Origin of the sequence: Flavobacterium cyanobacteriorum, assembly GCF_002251835.1 — a bacterium.
GTDB classification, from domain to species: Bacteria; Bacteroidota; Bacteroidia; order Flavobacteriales; family Flavobacteriaceae; genus Flavobacterium; species Flavobacterium cyanobacteriorum.
Map to the genome: position 1 here is coordinate 1 of NZ_NOXV01000220.1, position 22,469 is coordinate 22,469.

20 protein-coding genes are annotated in these 22,469 nt (G+C 43.0%); 7 read left to right on the forward strand and 13 right to left on the reverse strand.

Annotation, left to right across the window (positions count from 1 at the left end; all coding sequences use genetic code 11):
• Nucleotides 1-264: 264 nt before the first annotated feature.
• From CHU92_RS05295 to CHU92_RS05320, 6 genes are all read right to left on the reverse strand, one after another.
• Nucleotides 265-630, reverse strand: coding sequence for a VOC family protein (locus CHU92_RS05295; protein WP_094413323.1), 366 nt, complete (start codon nucleotides 628-630; stop codon nucleotides 265-267).
• 165 nt (nucleotides 631-795) lie between these two features.
• Nucleotides 796-1,326 carry a YceI family protein gene (locus CHU92_RS05300; protein ID WP_094413325.1) on the reverse strand — a complete coding sequence of 177 codons (531 nt, stop codon included), beginning with the start codon at nucleotides 1,324-1,326 and terminating at the stop codon, nucleotides 796-798.
• Nucleotides 1,327-1,437: 111 nt separating this feature from the next.
• Nucleotides 1,438-2,157, reverse strand: a complete 720-nt coding sequence (locus CHU92_RS05305) for a pirin family protein (protein WP_207759811.1) — start codon at nucleotides 2,155-2,157, stop codon at nucleotides 1,438-1,440.
• Between the two features lie 326 nt (nucleotides 2,158-2,483).
• Entirely contained in the window at nucleotides 2,484-3,071 is a 588-nt protein-coding gene (locus CHU92_RS05310; RefSeq protein WP_207759810.1) for a Crp/Fnr family transcriptional regulator, read from the reverse strand.
• A 105-nt stretch (nucleotides 3,072-3,176) separates the two neighbouring features.
• Nucleotides 3,177-5,387, reverse strand: coding sequence for a redoxin family protein (locus CHU92_RS05315; protein ID WP_094413329.1), 2,211 nt, complete (start codon nucleotides 5,385-5,387; stop codon nucleotides 3,177-3,179).
• Nucleotides 5,388-5,405: 18 nt separating this feature from the next.
• Complete coding sequence (locus CHU92_RS05320; protein WP_094413331.1) at nucleotides 5,406-6,317, reverse strand: ABC transporter ATP-binding protein; 912 nt, start codon at nucleotides 6,315-6,317, stop codon at nucleotides 5,406-5,408.
• 95 nt (nucleotides 6,318-6,412) lie between these two features.
• Here CHU92_RS05320 and yaaA point away from each other — a divergent pair, with 95 nt between their 5' ends.
• The gene (yaaA, locus tag CHU92_RS05325; protein ID WP_094413333.1) at nucleotides 6,413-7,174 is read left to right on the forward strand and encodes a peroxide stress protein YaaA; all 762 of its coding nucleotides are present in this window, start codon (nucleotides 6,413-6,415) and stop codon (nucleotides 7,172-7,174) included.
• 137 nt (nucleotides 7,175-7,311) lie between these two features.
• Here the strand turns inward: yaaA and CHU92_RS05330 are convergent, their stop codons facing one another.
• Nucleotides 7,312-7,881, reverse strand: a complete 570-nt coding sequence (locus tag CHU92_RS05330; RefSeq protein ID WP_094413361.1) for an anthranilate synthase component II — start codon at nucleotides 7,879-7,881, stop codon at nucleotides 7,312-7,314.
• Between the two features lie 244 nt (nucleotides 7,882-8,125).
• Here CHU92_RS05330 and epsC point away from each other — a divergent pair, with 244 nt between their 5' ends.
• Both epsC and cysK read left to right on the forward strand, forming a co-directional pair.
• Entirely contained in the window at nucleotides 8,126-8,938 is an 813-nt protein-coding gene (gene epsC, locus CHU92_RS05335; protein WP_094413335.1) for a serine O-acetyltransferase EpsC, read from the forward strand.
• Between the two features lie 16 nt (nucleotides 8,939-8,954).
• Nucleotides 8,955-9,863: a cysteine synthase A gene (cysK, locus tag CHU92_RS05340; protein WP_094413337.1), complete on the forward strand. Its 909-nt coding sequence runs from the start codon at nucleotides 8,955-8,957 to the stop codon at nucleotides 9,861-9,863.
• A 68-nt stretch (nucleotides 9,864-9,931) separates the two neighbouring features.
• Here the strand turns inward: cysK and CHU92_RS05345 are convergent, their stop codons facing one another.
• Both CHU92_RS05345 and CHU92_RS05350 read right to left on the reverse strand, forming a co-directional pair.
• Nucleotides 9,932-11,050 carry a TlpA disulfide reductase family protein gene (locus CHU92_RS05345; protein WP_094413339.1) on the reverse strand — a complete coding sequence of 373 codons (1,119 nt, stop codon included), beginning with the start codon at nucleotides 11,048-11,050 and terminating at the stop codon, nucleotides 9,932-9,934.
• 64 nt (nucleotides 11,051-11,114) lie between these two features.
• On the reverse strand, nucleotides 11,115-12,518 hold the full coding sequence (locus CHU92_RS05350; protein WP_094413341.1) for an MBL fold metallo-hydrolase: 1,404 nt from the start codon (nucleotides 12,516-12,518) through the stop codon (nucleotides 11,115-11,117).
• 324 nt (nucleotides 12,519-12,842) lie between these two features.
• On the opposite strand from CHU92_RS05350, the gene CHU92_RS05355 reads away from it, so the two are divergent.
• A complete protein-coding gene (locus CHU92_RS05355) occupies nucleotides 12,843-14,117 on the forward strand; it encodes a Glu/Leu/Phe/Val family dehydrogenase (RefSeq protein ID WP_094413343.1) in 1,275 nt (424 codons plus the stop codon).
• An 87-nt stretch (nucleotides 14,118-14,204) separates the two neighbouring features.
• Nucleotides 14,205-14,603 (forward strand): hypothetical protein, encoded by a 399-nt coding sequence (locus CHU92_RS05360; protein WP_129583017.1) that lies wholly within the window; start codon nucleotides 14,205-14,207, stop codon nucleotides 14,601-14,603.
• Between the two features lie 27 nt (nucleotides 14,604-14,630).
• Here the strand turns inward: CHU92_RS05360 and CHU92_RS05365 are convergent, their stop codons facing one another.
• A complete protein-coding gene (locus CHU92_RS05365; protein WP_094413347.1) occupies nucleotides 14,631-17,132 on the reverse strand; it encodes an outer membrane beta-barrel family protein in 2,502 nt (833 codons plus the stop codon).
• An 84-nt stretch (nucleotides 17,133-17,216) separates the two neighbouring features.
• A complete protein-coding gene (gene arsC, locus CHU92_RS05370) occupies nucleotides 17,217-17,558 on the reverse strand; it encodes an arsenate reductase (glutaredoxin) (RefSeq protein WP_094413349.1) in 342 nt (113 codons plus the stop codon).
• Nucleotides 17,559-17,643: 85 nt separating this feature from the next.
• Here arsC and CHU92_RS05375 point away from each other — a divergent pair, with 85 nt between their 5' ends.
• Together CHU92_RS05375 and CHU92_RS05380 are read left to right on the forward strand one after the other, a co-directional pair.
• Nucleotides 17,644-18,609 carry a CPBP family intramembrane glutamic endopeptidase gene (locus CHU92_RS05375; RefSeq protein ID WP_094413351.1) on the forward strand — a complete coding sequence of 322 codons (966 nt, stop codon included), beginning with the start codon at nucleotides 17,644-17,646 and terminating at the stop codon, nucleotides 18,607-18,609.
• On the forward strand, nucleotides 18,596-19,642 hold the full coding sequence (locus CHU92_RS05380; protein ID WP_094413353.1) for an AMP-binding protein: 1,047 nt from the start codon (nucleotides 18,596-18,598) through the stop codon (nucleotides 19,640-19,642). The genes CHU92_RS05375 and CHU92_RS05380 overlap by 14 nt, the downstream gene beginning before the upstream one ends.
• Here the strand turns inward: CHU92_RS05380 and CHU92_RS05385 are convergent.
• Nucleotides 19,639-21,255, reverse strand: a complete 1,617-nt coding sequence (locus CHU92_RS05385; protein ID WP_094413355.1) for a M1 family metallopeptidase — start codon at nucleotides 21,253-21,255, stop codon at nucleotides 19,639-19,641. The genes CHU92_RS05380 and CHU92_RS05385 overlap by 4 nt on opposite strands.
• A gap of 120 nt (nucleotides 21,256-21,375) precedes the next feature.
• A complete protein-coding gene (locus tag CHU92_RS05390; RefSeq protein WP_094413357.1) occupies nucleotides 21,376-22,275 on the reverse strand; it encodes an alpha/beta hydrolase in 900 nt (299 codons plus the stop codon).
• Between the last annotated feature and the right edge of the window lie 194 nt (nucleotides 22,276-22,469).

Sequence of the window (22,469 nt, forward strand, 5' to 3'; positions counted from 1 at the left end):
GCTGGAAATTAATTTAATACAATTTTTGTCGTGTACTTAAGAATTTTATATTAAAGGCTTTAAATTGTATTGGAACTCACCTGACTGTATACTTCTTTATAATGATGCCAATCACTACTTATGGAAAGAAGTCAATAACGTAACTGATGAAATTGAATTGAGGAAAATAGGAATTGATGAAACAATAAAATTAATTAAAGATATATTCAACAAATAAAAAACCTGCATAGCCTTAGTGCAGGTTATACTACTAAGAGTTTGAAATTATTTTGTTTCTTCTGATGGCTCCCAAAGCTCTATCTTGTTTCCTTCAGGGTCAAAAACCCAGGCAAATTTGCCAATAGCATCTTCTACACGGTTTTTATCAATCTTTACGCCATCGGCTTTCATGATATCCAGTAATTCATCAATACCTTCAACACGCAGGTTTACCATGAACTGCTGCCCGGGAATGCCGAAATAATCCGTATCATGCTTAAAAGGGGAAAAAACAGTAGGCCCTGCATCCTGGCGCCATACATCTTTTCTGGGCATGTATGTAATCCCAAAGTACTTTTCGTACCATTCCCCTAAAGCCTTATTGTTTGCTGAGCGGAAGAACAATCCGCCAATGCCTGTTACTCTTGCCATAAGTTATAGTATTGGTTTGCCATACAAATATGCACTATTTATAACTTATTTTGCCAACCACGAAGATGATTTTCTATTTATCTGCCGCTCTTGCCCATGCAAAATAAAAAAAGGACCTCATGCTGCCGGCATAAGATCCTTTTTTTTGGATTATGGAATCTGGAATTATTGTTTTACAAACTGTAGCTCAATGGCCAGTTTTACTTCTTCGCTTACCAGTACCCCTCCTGTTTCAAGTGCGGCATTCCAGGTAAGGCCCCAGTCTTTACGGTTTATTTTTCCTGTAATGGTAAAGCCGGCTTTAGTGTTGCCCCACGGGTCTTTCGCTATGCCGCCAAATTCTGCCTCAAGGGTTACCGGCCTGGTTTCGCCATGAAGGGTAAGGTTGCCGGTAAGGGTATAATCACCTTCATTCTTTTTTGTAAATGCTGTAGATTCGAAGGTCAGCTTAGGGTGGTGTTCCGCGTCAAAGAAGTCAGCACTTAAAAGATGTCCGTCACGGTCGGCGTTACCTGTAGTTATGGAGTTGATGTCGCCGCTGAAAGCGAATTTTGCATTATCAAAGTTGTCGCCGTCGGTCTCAGCTTCGGCAGTAAATTTGCCAAAACTGCCTGAAACATTAGTAAACATCATGTGCTTTACTTTAAAGCCTATTTCTGAGTGTGTAGGGTCAACTGCCCATTTTGTTGTTGCCATAGTTGTTGTATTTGATTAATTTATAAGTTGTTATTAAATTATTATTTAGAATTTAGAATTTAGAATTTAGAATTTAGAATTTAGAATTTAGAATTTGCTTCTTTACCCTGCTCATATTTTCATAGGTACTTCCATAAGCAGCAGCTCAGCGTTTTGTGAGCCGGCAGTAATGTCTATGCTATCCGTATTCCAGATGCCAAGCCCGTCGCGCCAGTTAAGCGATATATTGCCAATAGTTACGTTGCCCTCAATAACAAAGGCATATATGCCATTGCCTTTCTTTTTCAGGTTGTATTGCAGTTTTGTGTCTTTGTCAAATCTGCCCATGTGGAACCATGCGTCCTGGTGTATCCATACGCCTTCATCATTAGCATCAGGTGACAGTATTTGCTGCAGCCTGTTATGTCTGTCGGCTTCGTTAAGTGAAATCTGGTCATAACGGGGCTTAACGTTCTTCCTGTTAGGGAAAACCCATATCTGCAGGAATTTAGTCAGCCTGTCTTTATTATGGTTATATTCACTATGGTAAATTCCTGTTCCGGCACTCATTACCTGTATATCGCCTTTTTTTATAACCGCCGTATTGCCCATGCTGTCTTTATGTTCAAGGTCACCTTCCAGCGGGATGGATATTATCTCCATGTTGTCGTGCGGGTGCGTGCCAAAGCCCATGCCGGGGTCTACGCGGTCATCGTTCAGTACCCTCAGTACGCCGAAGTGCATCCTGTCAGGGTTATGGTAATTGGCAAAGCTGAAGGTGTGGTAGCTGTCAAGCCAGCCATGATTGGCATGCCCCCGGGTTTCGGCCCTGTGCAGTACTGTGTTTTCCATAATAAAGGTTTCGCTGTTTGGCAGATGGTTAAACCCAACAGGTTCAAGCGGCTTAAGTTCATCAATATCATTAGTAAGAATATCGCCTACGGCAGCTGATGTAATGAACATCCCTGTTCCCATCAGCCCTTTCCTGATAAAATCTTTCCTGTTCATTGCAGTTGGTATTATTTACACTGCAAAGTTGGGGTATAACTTATGCCTGCGCATTGAACTGGGACAAGAAATTTTGTTATGTTTTCAGTTTTCAGTCTCAGTTTCAGTCTCAGTCAGCTTTCGGGTGCTGAAATACCGAACACCGAACACTTAAACAGGACTACCAAAAACTAATTTCTGGCAAGTTTTGCCCTTGTTTTGCTTAAAAATTCAGCCGATATGCCAAGGTATGAGGCTATATAATGCTGTGCCACGCGCTGGGGCAGGGTAGGGTACACCTCGAGGAATTCAAGGTATTTTTCCATCGCGGTTTTTGATATGGTATTAAAAAGCCTGTTTTGTGTTACAGCCAGGTGGCGCTGTACCAGTATGCGGAATGCACGCTCAAAGCGCGGGGCCCGCTCAAAAAGCAGTTCCTTGAATTCAGGGGTAAAAGAAAGAAATTCGCAGTCTTCAAGGGTTTCAATATATACCCTGCTCGGCCTGTCTTCGTAAATGCTGAAAGAAATGTCGCTTACCCATGCATTTTCAATGGCAAATTGCAGGATTACCTCAAAGCCGTTATCATCAATATAATATTTTCGTACACAGCCCTTCACTACAAAGTCTTCAAAGTTGCACATTTCGCCTGCTTGCAACATTAAGGTTTTTTTTGGCACTTTTTTATAGGTGGCCAGCTCGTTCAGTATACCAAGCTCTTCTTCAGAAAAGTGAACATAGCGGCTGATATTGTCATTAAGTTGCTGGTACATATCCATAATAACAAGGCTTTTCTACAAATGTAGGATTTTTACAGGTATAAAAAAAGCGCTGCTCCCAAAGTGCTAACAGGCAATCTTTGTGAGACAGCGCTTTTTTAAAGTTTATTTTTCTTCGGGCAGCCCAAGTGCCTCCCTTATGAGTTTTTCAAAAACTTTATCATCAGGATAAGGCATCTCGGCATTAATGAAATTGCCCTGTGGGTCAATAAAAATAAACCGTGGTATGCTTTCAATATTATACATATCACAAAATTTACGGTTGTTATCAGCATGTAACTGCAATACAGAAGCCGACTTTGTCTTGGCTTCTACATACCACTTGTCAATACGGTCATCAGTACTTACCGCTGCAAACTGTATAGGATATTTTTTATACTTCAGTGCCAGTTTTTCAAAATACGGCGACTGTACCCTGCACGGGCTGCACCAGGTGGCCCAAACATCAATTACAATATGTTTGCCATTAAGGGACGCGAGTGAAAAAGGCTTACCATCAAGCGTGCTGGCTTCAAAAGGTAGGGCAGGTTTGCCTTTGGTAAGGCTTAATAGCAGTTTATCATACTGGCGGAGGATGCCTGCATACTTACGGTTACTGAAACTGTTGCCGTAAGCCGCCATAAGGCTGGCCCTTTCATCAGCAGTAGAGGCTTCTTTCAGGCTCTTATTCAACTGCCAGTACAGCATTTTATCTTTAAAGCTGCCGGCAGGAAGTTTGGCTATGGCCTGTATTGACTTTGTGTTTTCATCAATATCCTTTGTATTTCCGGCAATTAATGTTGCTTTAAGGTAATCAAAGTAAGCACTTTCGTTCAGCAGCGATTCATCGTTTAGCGGTACTGTTCTTTTCATCTCTTTGATAGCTGCATTTTCCGGTGTTTTCTGCCCGGGGAACATGGCAGCACGCTTTTTAAGGTAATCGTTCCACAGGTTTAGGTACCTGATGGTAACCATCATCCTGTTTTTTTCATAGAAGTCATCTTTGGGTACATAGTTATCAGCCGTCCTGAAATTATCTGATTCTTTAAGTGCATCTCTCCATTCTTCGGCCAGTACTTCAGTAAACCTGTCCGGATTATCAATGTTTTCATTTTCCTCAAGGTAATATTCAGCCATGCTCCATCCCTGTCCCTGCTGCTGTTGGTAACGGTTCTCAGGCAGCCTTGTGCCTGTTACCTTAATATCATTTGCTTTTTTACTTGTTCTTAAACTGATGTAAATGCTGTCCTTGCTACCAAAAACAGCCTCGCCCTGCATAGCGCCATCAAACTGCAATAAATATTTGTTGAGCGGTATATCCTGCTTAATGGTGTAATTGAATGTATTGTTGGTAATAGGTATTGCCGCGACGGTATCTTTAACAAACTGGTCTATCACGAACAGCCTGCTGAACTTACCGGTCCCTTCAATTTTCCCGGCTACCACAGTTTCGCTGTAGTTCAGCATTTTATTAGGTTTTACTATCCAGGTTATAAGCCCTGTACAAACTGTAATAACAACCAATAGCATTGCAAAACGTGCCGGTTTCCGAAAAAACGCTTGCATAAATTTTTTATGTACATACCACTGGTACCCTATGTAAAGTAAAAGGAATGCACCTATAATGCCTACAACTTCTGAATATAGTATCCAATAACCCAGGTCGCTGCCTTTTTTATGGTCAGATATTTTTGAAAGTATTTCAAAAGGATACCACGTTGCGGAAACACTAAAGCCCTGCAGGAACAGGTTGAGCAAAAGGCCGAAAAAGCCAATGACGATAGACCATATAAAGCTGGAAAGCAGCACTGCTATAAGGTACTGCATTGCCGTGAGCATCAGGCTGGCCAGGAACAGCCTTGTTATAATCTGCAATACTGCGCCAGCCTCAAAAGCAAAAGAAGCTTCTTTAGGTACTTCTATGAAGAGGCTTGACAGCCAGCCCAGCAGGAAGCTGAAGCCTACCATCGCTAAAATTGCAACCAGGTTCGACAGCAGTATCATGGTAAATTTTGAGAAATAAATGGAAAACTTGTTTACAGGCTGAGTTTCCATGAGCTGCCAGCCGCCGTTTTTGTGATCGAGCTGTGTAAAACGGCTCACGGTAATGATGATTAGCAGCGGGAAAAAGAATTCCGCAAAAGGGCTAAGGCATTTTTCTATGTAAGTTGTAAAATAGTTGTAAGGCAGGCCACCGTCTTGTATTGTATCATCAAAAAAAGCAACTATAAACAAGAGTATCGGTGATATGATACCCATTATAAGGCTAAGCAGGTATATTCCTGTACCCTTGCGTTTTATGTATTCTGCCTTTAAGGCTGTTTTAAAGTTTAGCATAATAGTTAATGTGTGATGTTACTTTTGGTTAATAAGTGACATGAACCATTCTTCAAGGCCGTTAAGAATTTTTATTTCATAAGTATTGGCTCCTTTTGTTACCAGGCTCCTTAAAAATTCCGGTATAGCTTCCCTGTCAGGCAGCTCGAGTGTCAGCTGCTTTTCATTTTCAAGTATAACTGAAGGTATTTCGGGTAATAGGCCGGTATGCCATTTTGGCGCGTCTTTAAGTGTAACCTGTATTTTGCAGGCGCCTGATTGCAGGGCGAGCTCTTCAATAGTGCCTTCAAAGCGTAACTTCCCACGGCTTATGATGCCCACATGGGTACACATCCGTTCAATTTCAGAAAGGAGGTGGCTCGACACGAAGATGGTGGTGCCTTTTTCTTTGTTCAGCCGTACCAGCAGGCGGCGTATATCCCTCATACCGTTCGGGTCAAGGCCGTTTACCGGTTCATCAAGCAATAAAAGCTCAGGCTCGCTCATAAGGGCCATTCCTATGGCCAGGCGCTGCTTCATGCCCAGGGAGTAGTGTTTTGCTTTGCGCTTTGCATCGCGTTGCAGGTCAACCAGCTCCAGTATCTCCGGGATGCGGGTTTCGGGTACACGGCGCATCTGTGCTATGTACCTCAGGTTGTCATATCCGCTAAGGTGCAGGTACAGGGCAGGACTTTCAACCAGCGATCCCATCCTGTTGAACACATGAGGGACCTGTTCCTGCAGGGGACTGCCGAAAACGGTTATGGCATTTCCCTGTTCAGGCAATATGCCTGTAAGCAGGCGCATGGTAGTTGATTTTCCGGCACCATTAGGCCCGAGAAAACCGTAAATGGAACCCTTAGGGATGTTAAGGGAAACATCGTCAAGCGCCTTCCTGCTTTTGGAATAATAGAATGTGAGGTTGTGGGTACTGATTATATTTTCAGCCATCTCAATGTTTTAGTTGGTTATGCTGCTAATATAGGAAATTACAGCAATATTTCGAAAGACTCTTTTTTGTTGTAATTTTGAAAGAAAATATCAAAATGAAAATTGTTATATCTCCTGCGAAATCGCTGAATTTTGAAACACCATTGCCTACCCGGAAGCATTCCCAGCCTGCGTTTACTGATAAGGCACGTGCAGTGCATAAAGCACTGGTAAGCAAATCGCCCTCCGAATTGGGTAGCATTATGGATATATCAGACAAGTTGGCACAGCTGAACTGGGAGCGCAATCAGGTGTGGAAGCCTCCATTTACACCAAAAAATGCCCGTCCGGCCCTGTATGCCTTCAATGGCGATGTATATGTGGGACTTGATGCTTACACAATACCTGTAAGCAAACTTAACCGGCTGCAGGACTCGCTGCGCATACTTTCAGGGCTATACGGCCTCCTTAAACCGCTTGACCTGATACAGCCTTACCGGCTTGAAATGGGTACCCCGCTGGCAGTAGGGGACAGCAAAGACCTGTACGGTTACTGGCGCGAAGCAATTACTAATGCGATTAACCATGAGCTGAAGGATGATGAGCTGTTTATTAACCTGGCAAGTAAAGAGTATTTTAGCGCTATAGATGCAAAAGCGCTTAAAGTACCGGTAATAACACCAGAATTTAAAGACTACAGCAAGGAGGGAGAGTTGCGTATGGTAAGTTTTTTTGCCAAAAAAGCAAGGGGTATGATGGTGCGCTATATTATTGATAAAAATGTAAAAACACTTAACGGCCTAAAAAAATTTGATTACGAAGGGTATAAATTTGACCCGAAACTTAGTAAGGTAAACACGCTTGTATTTACCCGATAATACTTTTTAAATTTTTATTGATTATCCCGGTTTAAAGGCCGGGATTTTATATGAAAACAATACATAGATAAAATCTATATTAAAGTTTAATAGTTTTAGTAATCAGTATTATAGGATTTTTATATTAAATTAAAAGTTTAATATTTTATCCAGTTTTCTAAGATGGCAAGCCCGTGGGGTGTCAGTACAGATTCCGGATGAAACTGCACTCCTTTTACATCAAAAATTTTATGCCGTAAGGACATAATCCTGCCTTCCTGGTCAACTGATGTTACCTCAAGCACTGGGGGCAAAGTAGCAGGGTCAACACTCCAGGAATGATAGCGGCCAACCTCTATTTGTTTTGGCAGGCCGGCAAACAGGGTTTCATCTTCTGCAATAATATCAATAACAGATGCCACGCCGTGGTGAACCATCTCCAGGTTGATTAGGCTTCCCCCAAAAACCTCGGCTATAGCCTGCTGCCCCAGGCAAACCCCCAAAATGCTTTTAACAGGCGCATATTCTTTGATTAATTGTGCGAGCACACCTGCTTCAGCCGGAACACCCGGCCCCGGAGAAAGCAGCAGTTTTTCAAAACCTGCAACGTCATCAGGTATTGTTTCATCATTTCGCACCACAGTTACACCGGCTCCCAGTTTTTCCAGATAGTGGACAAGATTGTATGTAAAGCTGTCGTAGTTGTCTATTACAAGGACTTTCTTCATAAGCATAGGTGCAAAGGTAAAAAATATGGTAACTTTTATGTAATTTATTAGTCTACTAAATTTGTAGGGTATTATTTTTTGCTTAACTTTGCCCCTCATAGTTAATAACATGCGTGCAACATATTGCCATCCTCAGTTTCCCTGTATGCAGCCATAGCTGTCGGGGGAGAGCGTATATGTTGTGCGAAGGCATCAGTAACACAAGGCCCCTGGCGAAGAGGGGCTTTGTTTTTTAAGCAGTATTATGAAACACCCTGTTTACACCGCTAACTACCTTAAATGCGAATTACTGCCTGATAAGGTAAAGACAGAGCAATGGCTTGAAAAGTTTTTTAGGTGGCTGTTTTGTATCGGGCCGCAATATGCGGATTACAAATTCTTTGTCAATGAAAAAGAAGAGCTGGAAAAATCACTGGAAGAATTACTTAATTCATCGGGTTATGAAGGAAAAATATTATCAGTACTCTCACTGTTAAATGATAAGGCAGCTATACTTCACCAAAAACTTGAAGATGACCTAAAGGCCATTTTTGAGTTTGACCCTGCTGCTAAATCCCGAAGTGAAGTCCTTACTTCATATCCCGGATTTTTTGCCATTGCCGTTTACAGGATTGCACATGAGTTTTGGGTTTTGAGTGTTCCGCTTTTGCCCCGGATGATGGCCGAGTATGTACATGGCAAAACAGGTATTGATATACATCCCGGTGCACAAATAGGGGAACGTTTTTTTATTGACCACGGTACAGGTGTTGTAGTAGGGGAAACATCGGTTATTGGAAATGATGTGAAGCTGTACCAGGGTGTAACACTGGGTGCCCTGAGTGTCAGTAAGGCCGATGCTTCGGTTAAACGGCATCCTACCATTGGCAATAATGTTACTGTTTATGCGAATGCCACTATTTTAGGCGGCGCTACTGAAATAGGGGACGCCTCTATAATTGGCGGCAATGTATGGATAACCCGTTCCGTACCACCCGGCTCGCTGGTGTACCATAAAAGTGAAATTGCAGTGAAAACGAAAGAAACTTTCCCTGAACCGCTCAACTTTGTAATTTAAATAAAAACGATATACCATGAAAGCAGATAACATTTTGAAGACAATAGGCAACACGCCGCATGTAAAGCTTAGCCGCCTTTTTGAGGGCAGGGATGTATGGATAAAACTGGAGAGGAACAACCCCGGCAATAGTATTAAAGACCGTATTGCACTGGCTATGATTGAAGATGCTGAAGCTAAGGGGCTCCTGACGCCCGATAGCATAATTATTGAGCCTACTTCGGGAAATACAGGTATAGGGCTTGCCTTTGTGGCTGCCGTAAAAGGGTATAAGCTTATTTTGGTGATGCCGGAATCAATGAGTGTGGAGCGAAGGAAGCTTATGAGCATCTATGGGGCCGAATTTGAGCTGACACCAAGAGAAAAGGGGATGAGGGGCGCTATAGAAAGGGCTGCCGAACTGGTTGGCGAAACACCCGGGGCATGGTCGCCGCGCCAGTTTGATAACCAGGCGAACGTTGAGGTGCACAAGCGCACTACGGCACAGGAAATACTGGCTGATTTTCCCGGAGGAATTGATTACATAATTACAGGTGTGGGTACAGGCGGGCACATAACCGGCGTTGCAGCTGTGCTGAAAGAAAAATTCCCGGCCCTTAAGGTATTTGCCGTTGAGCCTGAATTATCGCCGGTATTAAGCGGAGGCACTCCGGGGCTGCACCCTTTACAGGGCATAGGGGCGGGCTTTATACCCTCGATATACAGGGATGAGTTTATTGATGGCGTAATACAGGTGAGCAGGGATGAGGCTTTTGAATTTGCAAGGAGCATTGCCAGGAAAGAGGGTATATTATCAGGGATTTCAACTGGGGCCTCACTGGCAGCTGTGCATAAAACGCTCCCTGATATACCTGAGGATGCGACAGTGCTTACTTTTAATTATGATACCGGCGAACGTTACCTTTCCATAGAAGGTTTATTTTGATATAATAAAGAAGCCGCCTCAAATTGTAATATTGAGACGGCTTCTTCTTTTTATAACAGGATAAACTATTATTTATTCAAAAGTTCTGCTACTTTTGCCTTTAACGCGGCTCCGCGAAGGTCTTTTGCAACCACTTTGCCTGAAGCATCCAGTATGAATGTAGCAGGGATAGATTTTACCCCGTATTTTATGGCAACAGGGTCATCCCAAAACTTAAGGTTGGATACCTGGAACCACGCCAGCTTATCGGCTGCAATCGCATCTTTCCAGGCCTTACCATCTTTATCGAGTGAAACACCGATAATGTTTAGTCCTTTGGGATGAAACTCGTTGTAAAGGGCTACCACATTAGGGTTTTCCATCCTGCAGGGTTTGCACCATGATGCCCAGAAATCAATGATAGTAACTTTGCCGAGGGCACTTTTCAGTGAAACGGTCTGCCCGTCCGGCGCCGGTGCGGAAAAGTCAGGAGCCTGCCTGCCCACGTTGGCACCGCCATATAATGACTCATAAAGTTCCTTGCCTTCTTTTGTTTTTTTCATCTTTGCGCTCAGGGCGTCAAAGCGTCCCTTAATATCTTTTTCCTCAACTTTGCCCGATGTTGACATTTGCTTTAGCAACAGCACGGATATATAGCTGTCAGGATTATCTTTTACAAAATTAACCGATGCTTTTGCCATCTCGTCGGTTATAGCGCTGTATTGTTTTTGAAGGTTGTTCATGGTAACGCTGTCTTTCTTTTTAAAGGCGTCCATGTATGCTGCCTGGTTCTTCTTCTGGAAGTCCATCATTTTTTTGGTATGCGCGGCGATGGTTTTATAATATTCGGCCATTTTATCATTACTTGGCGTGCCTGAACGCTCTGTTTTCTGGAGTGAGTCCTTGTCTATTTTCAGGTTTATACTTCCGTTTTCAAGAATAAAATCTACCTTTTTCATTGGGTCATCCAGCGTAAGGAAATGCATTGATGGCTCAGTAACAGTACCCCTGAACTCAAATTTCCCATCTTTTACCACTGCGGTGTCAACAGGTATAAAGCCCATGTAGCCGCCCTGTTTTTCAAGGATGATTTGTTTGCCGTTAAGTGCTTTGTCAACTGTTCCGGTAATTTCATATTCATTGTCAGCAAGCCTGTTGCATGATATTATACATGCTGAAACAGCTGCAAGCAAAAAGATTTTTTTCATTTATTAATTGATTTTATATGCACGCAAAAGTATTTAATTTAATTCACATAACACACATAAACCTTTATACCGATGCCGATTCGCTTATGGTGGTTTTTGCTGTTGTGGCTTTTATGCCGGCAAAGCCTTTTTCTACATTTATCATATTGTGGTAGCCGCGGGCCTTTAAAATAGAAGCCATAATAACCGAACGGTATCCTCCGGCGCAATGGATATAAAAGTCTTTGTCTTTGGGTATTTCTGCAAAGCGTTCGTTTACGAAATCAAGCGGTATATTGACAGCATCAACTACATGGCCCCCGGCATATTCGCCCGGTTTGCGGGCGTCAACCACCGGCTTTGGTTCTTTTGCCAGCCCTTCGGAAAATTCCTCCGGAGAAACAGAACGGATGCTGTCAGTTTCAAAACCTGCCTTTTTCCAGGATTCCATACCACCATTAAGGTAGCCGAGTACATTATCGAAGCCCACCCGTGCAAGTCGTGTTATGGCTTCTTCCTCTTTACCTTCAGGTGTAACCAGCAGCAGTGTCTGGTTGACATTCCCAATAAGCGCGCCAACCCACGGTGCAAAGTTGCCGTTGAGGCCTATAAATACCGAACCCGGAATATGTTCTTTCACAAAGTCACTTTCCTGTCTTACATCAAGCACGATAGCATCGGCAGCCATTGCTTTTAGCTGTGGGGCTGTTAGTGGGGTACTTGACCGTTCCATTACCTTATCAAGGCTCTGATATCCCTTGATGTTAAGTAATACATTTTGTGGAAAATAGGCCGGTGGAGCGCCAAGCCCGTCTAAAAGTTCTTTGATGAACTCGTCTTTAGTCATATTCGCGCGCAAGGCGTAATTGGTTTTTTTCTGGTTGCCCAGAGTATCGGTTGTCTCCTTGCTCATGTTCTTGCCGCAGGCGCTTCCGGCACCGTGGCTCGGGTATACAATAATATCATCAGGCAGGGGCATTATTTTATCACGAAGCGAATCATAAAGTTTTGCCGCGAGTACTTCCTGCGTCAGTTCGCCCACCAGCGCCTGCGCCAGGTCAGGGCGGCCTACATCGCCTATGAATAATGTGTCACCGGTTATCAGGCCATGCATTTTCCCCTCAGCATCGATTATAAGGTAGCAGGTGCTTTCAAGGGTATGGCCGGGCGTATGAATCGCCCTTATGGTATAACTGCCTACCCTGAATTCCTGCCCGTCATCCGCAATAAGCGACTCAAATTCTGGTTTTGCTGTAGGGCCATAAACAATTTTGGCCCCTGTTTTAGAGGCAAGGTCCAGGTGGCCCGATACAAAATCGGCATGAAAATGGGTTTCAAAAATGTATTTTATCCGTGCATTGTCTTTGGCTGCTTTTTCGATATAAGGCCTGACTTCCCTTAGCGGGTCGAATATGGCGGCTTCGCCATTGCTTTCCAGGTAATATGCGGCCTGTGCTATACAGCCGGTATATATTTGCTCTAGTTTCATTTCTGGTAAATTTATAAGCAAATATACCAAATTAGCCAGCTATATTTACATGATAAAAAGCACGTTTGACAAAATTTTAAAACTTATGATGTTATAACAGGTTGATTTACAAATATATTAATGTAGCGGGTAAGGCATACTTTTTGTATAATATGTAGCAGGGGCACTATAATAAAACTTAAAATTATAGCAATCGCATTTTTAGTAGTATTTTTTTATAAAATTATTAATTCAAACGTTTTAGGTTTCACATACTTGCCCTATATTTGTATGCTTTTTTAAAGCTAAAAATGTTGTATAAAAACAAGTTGTAAATAAAAACACATGGCAACAGCAACCAAGCCCCGTGCGGGCATGTATGAAAACGTAAAAAACCAGTTTGAAAAGGCTGCGGCTGTTATGGGGCTGGATGAAAGCGTTAAGAAAATCCTTTCCATAACCAATAATGAAATCGTGGTTCATTTTCCTGTTAAAATGGATAATGGCAAAGTAGAAGTTTTTACCGGATACAGGGTGCAGCATAATAATGCCCTGGGGCCTTATAAAGGCGGGCTAAGGTACCATCCCACAGTTGATATTGACGCAGCAAGGGCACTGGCTACCTGGATGACCTGGAAAACGGCGCTGGCCGGCCTTCCCTACGGAGGCGGTAAAGGCGGTATACAGATTGACCCTAAGCTTTACTCGCAGGGCGAACTTGAAAGGATTACCAGGCGCTTTACATATGCCCTTGGCGATAATATAGGCCCTGAGCACGATATTCCTGCCCCGGATGTAAATACCAATGCGCAGATGATGGCATGGATTGCCGATACCTATATGTCGACCAAATCACCTTCTGAGCGGTCAAAAAACCAGCACGTGGTTACAGGAAAACCTGTAGGTTCAGGCGGACTTGAAGGCCGGGACAGGGCTACAGGCTTTGGTGTTGTGGTAACCCTTGAGGCATGGGCTAAGTTAAGGGGCACATCTCTTGAAGGTAAGCGCTACATTGTACAGGGCTTCGGAAACGTTGGCTACTGGGCAGCTCATTTTATGAACAAGAACGGCGCCATACTGGTAGGGGTCCAGGATGCTACAGGCACTATATATAACCCTGAAGGGATTGACCCGGAAGCGCTGCTTCGTTACCAGACTGACAACGGTACCATTACAGGCTTTAAAAATACGCAGGAGTATGCTTCCGATGAGTTCTTTGGTATTGACTGCGATATTGTTATACCTGCTGCCCTTGGCAACCAGATAACGGAAGAAAATGCCGCTACTATAAAAGCACAGGTTGTAGCCGAAGGTGCTAATGGGCCTACTGATACCGAAGGTGAAGCTATATTGCTGGCTAAAGGTGTTGATATTATTCCGGACATCCTGTGCAATTCGGGCGGTGTTATCGGAAGCTATTTTGAATGGCTTCAGAACCGCAATGGTGAAATCTGGACTATGGATGATGTAATCATCAAACTCAGGAAAAAGCTTGAAGAGGCATTTAATAAAGTGATTAGTTCATCAGTGCAGTATAAAACTGACTGGAGGACCGCCGCTTATATTGTATCGCTATCAAGGATTGAAACCGCTTACAAGCAGAGGGGTATTTTCCCATAATTATACAATGCAGCACCAAAAGCGCCTCTTAAAGGCGCTTTTTTTATTTTAAATTTTTATATTTGAGGTAACTAAATGTACTGCCTTATGAAAAAATGTTTTGCACTGGCTCTACTTTTTGCCGCAACAGCTGTGTACGGCCAAGATGCTCAAAAGTATTCATTTGTATATAAAGAGCAGCCGCAGCTACCTGCCAGCCTTCCTGACTTTTCCTATTACTCCAAGAACTATACGTCAGTTTTTGGTGAGTACCAGTTTAATTTTGATAACGTTGGCTATGGGATGCGCAATGTTTATATATCAGGCAATAATTTTTACTTTAACGGCTCGCAAAATAACCCAATGCCTTTATTGATGAACCCATGTTACGCCCCTGATCCTCTTGATAGCGGAGTTTTTATTGGAGGTATTAGCCTTAACCTGCTGGAGCAGCTTTTTAACGGCGATATTTTTGAAAAAGACTATTCGCCCAAGAGTGAAGATTAACAAGGAGCTGTAATTACAGCCCCTTATTTACCCTCCCATATATTCTTCGCCGCCTCCGTCCTGGTTCTGCCGCTGGCGCTGCTGTTCCTTCTGCCTTTCGGCCCTCGACATGTTAAAGCGGTAGGTGAAAGACAGCGTTACCTGCCTTACCCGCCACTGCATCTCGCTATAGCTTTCCACCTGGAAAGGGATGTAGGTTTCAATCATCATTTTCCTCGAGTTAAATATATCCTGCACATTCAGGGCTATCGTGGCTTTTTCTTTCAGTATATCTTTGCTTAGTGCCGTATTAGCGCTAATTACGCCCCTACGCTTGCCCTGGGCATTGTCTTGCGGGGCTTCATAATTGCTGTTGAGCTGCCAGTCAATTTTCCAGGGCAGGGTTATTTTTGAATTTACCCGGGTGGTCCAGGCATAGGCCGTAAAATTAAAATCCTGGAAATCGGTTGTGGTTATGCCCGTATCAGGGTTAGTAAACACAAAGTTGTAATCTCCCTGTGTTTCATTCCTGAAAAAGTTGAAGTTACTGTTTATCCTCCACCATTTAAAAGGATTATAATTAATGTTGAACTCCAACCCGAAGCGGTATTCTTTAGCCAGGTTTATGGGCGTAGTCAGTGTTATAGGTGTCCCCTGCGGGCTGATACCGCGTATTTGCCTTACGTACTGGAAGCTGTCATCAGTAATATTAAGGTAAGCAGATGTGCTTAGTGTAAGCTGTTTCCAGCGTTTCAGGTAGCCTAAGTCAAAAGAATTGGTCATGGAGGGGTCAAGGTCAGGGTTGCCCTGGAATACGTTGATATTACTTTCAAGCCCGGAGAACGGGTTGAGCAGCCTGCCGCGCGGACGGTTGATACGCCTGCTGTAGCTGAGGCTCAAGTTGTTATTTTCGGAAAATTCGTAAGTAAAGAAAGCGCTGGGGAAAAAATTGTTATAACGCTTATTGTTAAACTGGGATGTAGTCAGGAGGTTTACATCAATATTTGAGTCTTCCCAACGCAACCCAAACATGTAGGAGAACTTGTTTATCTTTGAACCATATTGTGCATAAAGTGCGTTTATGTATTCTTTATATTCTACAAAATTGGTAAAGTTGCCATCGTTCTCCCAAGTATTAGTTTCCGGGTTCAGCCTTTCGGCCCTGGCATCGGTTTCAAGCACGGTGAAATTCCCCCGGTAGCCGGCTTCAAAACGGGCGTCTTTGCCCAATGGAAGCACATAGTCAGCCTGGAGCAGGGAGCGGTCGTCCTGCTGGTCATTAAGCGTCCTTTCAAATGTGTCTATAGCTGATGGTATGCCGGCAATAGTGATATTATTGATAATAGCATTTTCATCATTAATGTTCTTTGAGACAGAAGCGTCAACTTTAAGTTCATGCCCATTTTCATTAAATTTTTTTACCAGTCCTGATGAAAACTGAACATTATTGTCTTCGCTATCCTCATTATTATAGCGCCATATCCTGTTCAGGAAATTACGGCCGGCATCATAATTGTCATAATACGTATCGGTATTATTACCGCCCGTATTTCTCCTGAAGTTAACAGAATTAGTCCACGTAAGGCTTTTATCCAGAAACCATTCAAGGCCAAAGCTTGCATTATACCCTTTACGGAGGCGGTCGTTTTCGCGGCGCTCGTCAGTATAGCTTGTAGTTCCGTTAGTTGCTTCGTCAAGGTAGCGGCTATTTATAAAGGCGTTGCCGGGATTGCGACGGTAGTTATAGCCTATGTTGGTAAAGAAATTGAAGTTAGTGCTCCTGAAATTGAGGTTGGCCAGTATGCCGTGGTTGTCAGGGTCGCCTGTATTGGCAACAAACGAACCATTGAAGCCGTTAGCCTTCCCTTTTTTAAGGATGATGTTTACAATACCGCCACCGCCTTCCGCATCATAACGGGCAGAAGGGTTGGTAATTACTTCCACTTTATCTACCGAGTCGGCGGGTAGCAGGCGCAGTACTTCGGCTACGTTGCTTCCGGCCAGGGTAGAGGGGCGCCCATCAATAAGTATGGTAACATTCTGGTTGCCGCGCAACGCCACATTGCCTTCGGCGTCAACCGAGAGTGAGGGAACATTGTCCAGGACGTCGCTCACCGTACCGCCTTTAACCATCATGTCGTTACCTATGGTGTAAACCCGCTTGTCAAGTTTTATTTCTACGGTTGAACGCTCGGCAGTAATCTTTACTTCATTGAGCACGGTGGCATCGGGTGCCAGCGATATTTGCCCAAGGTTGGTATCGGCAGTTATTTCCCTGCCGGTGATGACTTGTGGCTTAAAGGATATAAAATCGAACCGGATGTTATACGTTCCCGGTGGCACTTCAATGGCATACTCGCCCCTGGCGTCTGTAAGGCTGCCGCCAACAATAGTATTATCCGGACCCTCAATAGTAACATTGGCAAATTCAAGTGGCTGCTTTGTGTCCTGCTCAATAACTTTACCTTTAATCTTAACTTTATTTTGCGCAAACGAAAGGTTTGCTGCAAAAAGCAGGATCAGTACAACTGCTGACTGAAATTTTTTCATGAAAAGGGTTTGTTTAACATTAATAAAGTAAGACGTAAAATACACAGGAATGTTTAAAAGGAGCTGTGTTAAAGATTTGTTAATTCAAAGAATCTGTTTTATGCGTTGTGCCGGCCTGGCAATAACTGCTTTGTTGCCATTGACAACAACCGGCCTCTCAATAAGGTTTGGATGTGACACCATGGCATCTATAACATTATTATCTGTAAGCTGCCTGTTTTTAAAATTATCAATCCATACTTTTTCTTTTTGCCGTACCAGTTCTATGGGTTTTATACCGAGCATTGTGATTATCCGCGTCAGTTCTTCTTTGGTAATGCCTTCATCAATATATTTAACAACAGTAAACGGACGGCCCTCAAGTTCCAGTAAGTGAAGCCCTTCGCGCGATTTGCTGCACCGTGGGTTATGGTAAATCGTAATCATTGAATAGTTTTTGCAAAGAAAGCTATTTATTATTTAAAAATGGATTAACTTAGTAGGTGAAAATCTCAATTAACATTTGTAAAGTATGTTTTTAGCACAGGCCAATAAACAGGAAAACCATTTCTTTAAATATGTTATTGGTTTTATTATAGTTATAGCGGCCATGTTTCTTGGTTACCTGCCTTTTGGTATGGCTATAGCTATTAAAAGCATGACAACTGGTAAACCTGCACCTGTTACAGAAGTTGAAATGATGCGTTACCTTGACCTTAATCTCGGGCTTTTCCTGCTTTTATTGTCTTTTGCTGTAGCCTTGCTGGCGCTTTTTTTAGTAGTGAAGGGTATCCATAAGCAGCACTTTAAGGAAATAATCACAAGCCGCCCTAAAATCGACTGGAACAGGTTTTTCTTTGCATTTTTAATATGGTTTGTATTTTCGGCGGGCACAATCGTTTTAATGTATTTTATTGAGCCGGAAAATTATGTGCTTCAGTTCAGGCTACAGCCTTTTTTACTACTTGCAGCCATAGCCATTGTTATGATCCCGGTACAGACATCGCTGGAAGAATTACTGTTCAGGGGGTACCTCATGCAGGGTTTTGGTTTACTGGCGCGAAACAGGTGGGTGCCCTTAGTCATAACATCAGTAGGTTTCGGTGTGTTGCACCTTGCCAATCCTGAGGTGGACAAAATGGGGTATATTATTGCATTTTATTATATAGGCACCGGATTATTTTTAGGCATAGTAACACTTATGGATGAAGGCACTGAACTTCCCCTGGGCTTTCATGCCGCCAATAATGTAACGGCAGCTTTGCTTATTACTTCCGACTGGAGTGCCTTCCAGACCCATTCAATTTTTAAAGATATTTCCGAACCCTCGGCAGGATGGGATATTTTCATCCCGCTTTTTGTCATCTATCCTTTGCTGCTGCTAATCTTCGGAAGGAAATACAAATGGCATTCCTGGAAAGAAAAGCTTACCGGGAAAATAAAACCTATAACGATTCCTGATACTAACCAATCCTATACCGGCTATGAACAATCCTGATTATAACTATGTACATCCAAATTTCCGGCTGAATGGCTTCCACCTGACCCGCGAGGACCTGTTACGTATAGCTTACAGCTTTATAAAAGAAGGCGAACCTTATGAAAGGGCCGTAGGCGATTTCCTCATGTACTGGTTTGATGATAAAAGCTATATTGACATGCAGACGTCAGGCACTACGGGCGCGCCAAAAATGATACGTGTCGATAAGCAGGCCATGGTTAATTCCGCACTGGCTACAGCAGCTTTTTTTGACCTCTCGGCAGGTATAAAAGTACTGCACTGCCTGCCCACGCAGTATGTGGCCGGCAAAATGATGCTGGTAAGGGCATTTATTATTGGGTGGGATATGGATTTGGTAGCCCCTTCGTCAACCCCGCTTGAGCGCAATGATGCACAGTACGATTTTGCGGCTATGGTTCCGCTGCAGGCGCAGCATTCGCTTGATAAGCTGCAACAGGTAAAGAAACTGATACTGGGCGGCGCCAAAGTGAGCAAGGCGCTTTCAAAAAAGCTGGGTGAGATACCAGCAGAGATTTATGAAACTTATGGCATGACAGAAACGATAACGCACATTGCCGCCAAAAGGGTAGGAGAGGAAGCATTTACGGTACTGCCTAATGTTACTATAAGCGAAGATGAGCGCCACTGCCTTGTTATTGATGCTTTTGCCATTTGTGATGAGCCGGTTATTACTAACGATGTTGTGCAGATAGTTGATGATACCCATTTTATATGGCTTGGCAGGATTGACAACGTAATTAACAGTGGCGGTGTAAAGCTTTTTCCGGAGCAGATAGAGGAGAAGCTTTCCGGTAAAATAAGCCGCCGTTTTTATGTAAAAGGTGAGCCTGACGAAGAACTCGGTGAAAAGCTGGTACTTTTTATTGAAGGTGAGCCTTATGATATTGATACCGCTATATTTGCTAAACTGGGCAAGTTTGAAAGGCCTAAACAGACAAAGTTTGTCCCAAAGTTTGATGAAACCGCGACGGGTAAGGTAATACGCGATACTAGTAAAGCTACAGCCTAAAGCACTTCGGTGTTAACATAATACTTCGTCCGTACTACTTCCACCCCTTTGGGATTATCTGTGGCAACTCCTGCTTTTTGCCAGTTATTTGTGGCATTAAGCCTTATATTTTTGCCTCCCGCGGAAACTTCAACAGGCATGGCAAAGCCGGCTACATCAGTCTTCCAGCGATATTCAAAACTGTTGCCGTTCATCCTTACCTGAAGCGTCGGGATGTTCCTGTAGCGCAGGTACTGGTTAAAAACAGGCGTAAGGTTTAACCCGCTTTCCCTATTGAAGAAGGCTATAACAGTTTCGGTATCAATTACCTGCTTTTTATAGGTTTCAGCATATTTTAGTATTATGGCCCACCACTTTGCATCATCATTTATAACATGGCGTAATGTGTTGAGCATAAGCGCGCCTTTGTAGTACATATCCTGCGAACCTTCTTTATTAACGCCAAAAATACCTATTACGGGTTTTGCATTCATCACGCTGGCACGCTGGCCGGTAATATATTGCATGGCTTTTTCATACCCGTAGCGGCATTCCACATATACGGTTTCAGAATAGGTGGTAAAGCCTTCGTGTATCCACATATCGGCAATATCTTTTGATGTGATGCTGTTGCCAAACCATTCATGCCCGCTTTCATGTATCGTGATATAGTCAAACAGCATGCCTATACCGGTCATGGTCATGTCATAGCCCATGTAGCCTTTCTTGTAGTTATTGCCATAGGCTACGGCGCTTTGGTGTTCCATGCCCAGGTAAGGCGTTTCTACAAGTTTATAGCCATCTTCGTAAAAAGGATACTTGCCGAATTTCGATTCAAAACAATCCAGCATTGGCTTAACTTCTTCAAAATGTTTTCGGGCTTTGGCTTCGTTATATTTCAGCACATAATAATCAATATCCAGCCCGTTATGTGTGTCGTGTATGTGGGCATAATCAGCCACATTAAGTGTTATTGTGTAATTGTTTATAGGATTTTTTACTTCCCAGTCCCAGCGCGTATAGCCACCTTTAAGTTTTTCTTTTCCGGTAAGGCGGCCGTTTGATACATTCATAAGCCCGTCCGGCACGGCCACTTTTATGGATGCTCCTTTATCAGGCTCATCGGTCTGGTGGTCTTTTACAGGATACCAAAGGCTTGCCCCTGTGCCCTGTACTGCCACGCCTATCCAGTGTTTGCCGCTATTGTCTTTACGGAATACAAAACCACCGTCCCAGGGAGCGTTCCTGGCTACTTTAGGATTCCCCGAATAGTAGAACCTTAGCTGTTGTTCATCGCCCTTTTCCAGGTTTTGCGGAAATGTGATAAATACCGCGTCATTATCACGCTTGTAAGGGAGCTTCCTGTTGTTGTGGATAATGCTGTCCACATTCATATTTTCAAAAAGATCAAGCTGGATACGTTTTGTGTTTTCAACAACTTTAAAAGTAATGTTGTTATAACCGCTTATATATTTTTTATCAGGGTCGAGCCTTATGTTCAGGTCGTAGCGCTGCACATCAAAGCTGGTCCTTTCGGGCCGCAGGCCTCCCTGCAGGCTGTCACGCCTTGTAAAATTTTGCGCCGAAACTGAGGTAATAGCGAGGAGTACTGGGAGCAGGAAACGGCTTTTCATAAGGAATATTTTTTGTATAAGTCCAAAAAAACCGGAAATTGTTACTCTCAAGATAACTTTTTTATAGTTTAAAAATTATCTGTATTGGGAAATAGTATGGTTCAATTGAGCTTCGCCGGTTTATTGTTTAAATAAAAATTCCAATATTACATCCATCCTTTGCTGCCATGATTTTTCATTGTGGGCTGCTCCTTCAAATTTACGTGTTACCCAGTTCTTTCCCTTCGTGTAGCCCTTATCCTTCATTATATCATCAACCTTAACCTGATGTATTTCATAGAGTTCGTCCAGTGTTTCGGTGCCAAAATCAAAATATATAGAATGATTTTTAGGCGAAGGCAGGTTCTCCGCAACATATTTTCGTATCGCCTCTGAAAAGTTCATATTGCTGTTGTCAAACAAGATAGGCCAGTGTGTTGACACGCATGCAGCTTTCCCAAAAATCCGGGGATATTCGCAAATCGCATATAGAGATATCAGCCCGCCCATGGAACTGCCGCAAATAGCGGTGTTGGCGGCATCGGTAAGCGTCCGGTAATTCTTGTCGATGTAAGGCTTTAATTCGGTGGTAAGGAATTTAAGGTACTCGTCGGCCATGTAATCAGACTGTACAACACCCATCTGTATCCTAACTTTTTCCATGGCTGCTTTATCTTCCCCTGAAAGGTTTTTAGCGGCTTTTTCAGGATAATATTCAAAAAAACGCCTGTCGGTACACCAGGAAGCCACAATAATTACGGGCTTTATTTTTTTATCTTTTATAAGTTTTTGGGCAGTATTGTCAGCTTCCCACGCAATATTGCCCATGGCCGTTTCGGGGTTAAAAACATTTTGGCCATCGTGCATGTAAAGCACCGGGAATTTCTGCTTATTATCGGTAAAATACTCATCAGGCAGCCATATTTCCACATTGCGTGCCTTCACATATTTCGATTCAAAATTATCAATCTTTACCAGTTTACCCTGGCTGTGCAATGCGGTAGTAAGCATAATGGCTGTAAAAAATAATAGTTTGTTCATGGTATTTATTTTGAACTAAGTTAATAATAAACCTAAATATCGGCTATTATTTTACAAAAAAAGTGTATTGTTGCAGGGGAATATAAAAGGATATATTGAAGGGTATTGTAGTTTTACAAATCAATAAAAGTTATTATATATGCATAATTTTAATAATGAAGTGGTTTAAACTTATTTGTTAAATAAAAAAGGGT

What these genes read in the sequence shown, in the direction of transcription:
- cysK (WP_094413337.1), top strand. Translation starts at nt 8,955, where the DNA reads ATGAAAGCAGATAACATTTTGAAGACAATAGGCAACACGCCGCATGTA.
- CHU92_RS05390 (WP_094413357.1), bottom strand. Translation starts at nt 22,275, where the DNA reads ATGAACAAACTATTATTTTTTACAGCCATTATGCTTACTACCGCATTG.
- arsC (WP_094413349.1), bottom strand. Translation starts at nt 17,558, where the DNA reads ATGATTACGATTTACCATAACCCACGGTGCAGCAAATCGCGCGAAGGG.
- CHU92_RS05365 (WP_094413347.1), bottom strand. Translation starts at nt 17,132, where the DNA reads ATGAAAAAATTTCAGTCAGCAGTTGTACTGATCCTGCTTTTTGCAGCA.
- CHU92_RS05360 (WP_129583017.1), top strand. Translation starts at nt 14,205, where the DNA reads ATGAAAAAATGTTTTGCACTGGCTCTACTTTTTGCCGCAACAGCTGTG.
- CHU92_RS05310 (WP_207759810.1), bottom strand. Translation starts at nt 3,071, where the DNA reads ATGGATATGTACCAGCAACTTAATGACAATATCAGCCGCTATGTTCAC.
- CHU92_RS05380 (WP_094413353.1), top strand. Translation starts at nt 18,596, where the DNA reads ATGAACAATCCTGATTATAACTATGTACATCCAAATTTCCGGCTGAAT.
- yaaA (WP_094413333.1), top strand. Translation starts at nt 6,413, where the DNA reads ATGAAAATTGTTATATCTCCTGCGAAATCGCTGAATTTTGAAACACCA.
- epsC (WP_094413335.1), top strand. Translation starts at nt 8,126, where the DNA reads ATGAAACACCCTGTTTACACCGCTAACTACCTTAAATGCGAATTACTG.
- CHU92_RS05350 (WP_094413341.1), bottom strand. Translation starts at nt 12,518, where the DNA reads ATGAAACTAGAGCAAATATATACCGGCTGTATAGCACAGGCCGCATAT.
- CHU92_RS05345 (WP_094413339.1), bottom strand. Translation starts at nt 11,050, where the DNA reads ATGAAAAAAATCTTTTTGCTTGCAGCTGTTTCAGCATGTATAATATCA.
- CHU92_RS05375 (WP_094413351.1), top strand. Translation starts at nt 17,644, where the DNA reads ATGTTTTTAGCACAGGCCAATAAACAGGAAAACCATTTCTTTAAATAT.
- CHU92_RS05330 (WP_094413361.1), bottom strand. Translation starts at nt 7,881, where the DNA reads ATGAAGAAAGTCCTTGTAATAGACAACTACGACAGCTTTACATACAAT.
- CHU92_RS05385 (WP_094413355.1), bottom strand. Translation starts at nt 21,255, where the DNA reads ATGAAAAGCCGTTTCCTGCTCCCAGTACTCCTCGCTATTACCTCAGTT.
- CHU92_RS05300 (WP_094413325.1), bottom strand. Translation starts at nt 1,326, where the DNA reads ATGGCAACAACAAAATGGGCAGTTGACCCTACACACTCAGAAATAGGC.
- CHU92_RS05305 (WP_207759811.1), bottom strand. Translation starts at nt 2,157, where the DNA reads ATGGAAAACACAGTACTGCACAGGGCCGAAACCCGGGGGCATGCCAAT.
- CHU92_RS05320 (WP_094413331.1), bottom strand. Translation starts at nt 6,317, where the DNA reads ATGGCTGAAAATATAATCAGTACCCACAACCTCACATTCTATTATTCC.
- CHU92_RS05295 (WP_094413323.1), bottom strand. Translation starts at nt 630, where the DNA reads ATGGCAAGAGTAACAGGCATTGGCGGATTGTTCTTCCGCTCAGCAAAC.
- CHU92_RS05315 (WP_094413329.1), bottom strand. Translation starts at nt 5,387, where the DNA reads ATGCTAAACTTTAAAACAGCCTTAAAGGCAGAATACATAAAACGCAAG.
- CHU92_RS05355 (WP_094413343.1), top strand. Translation starts at nt 12,843, where the DNA reads ATGGCAACAGCAACCAAGCCCCGTGCGGGCATGTATGAAAACGTAAAA.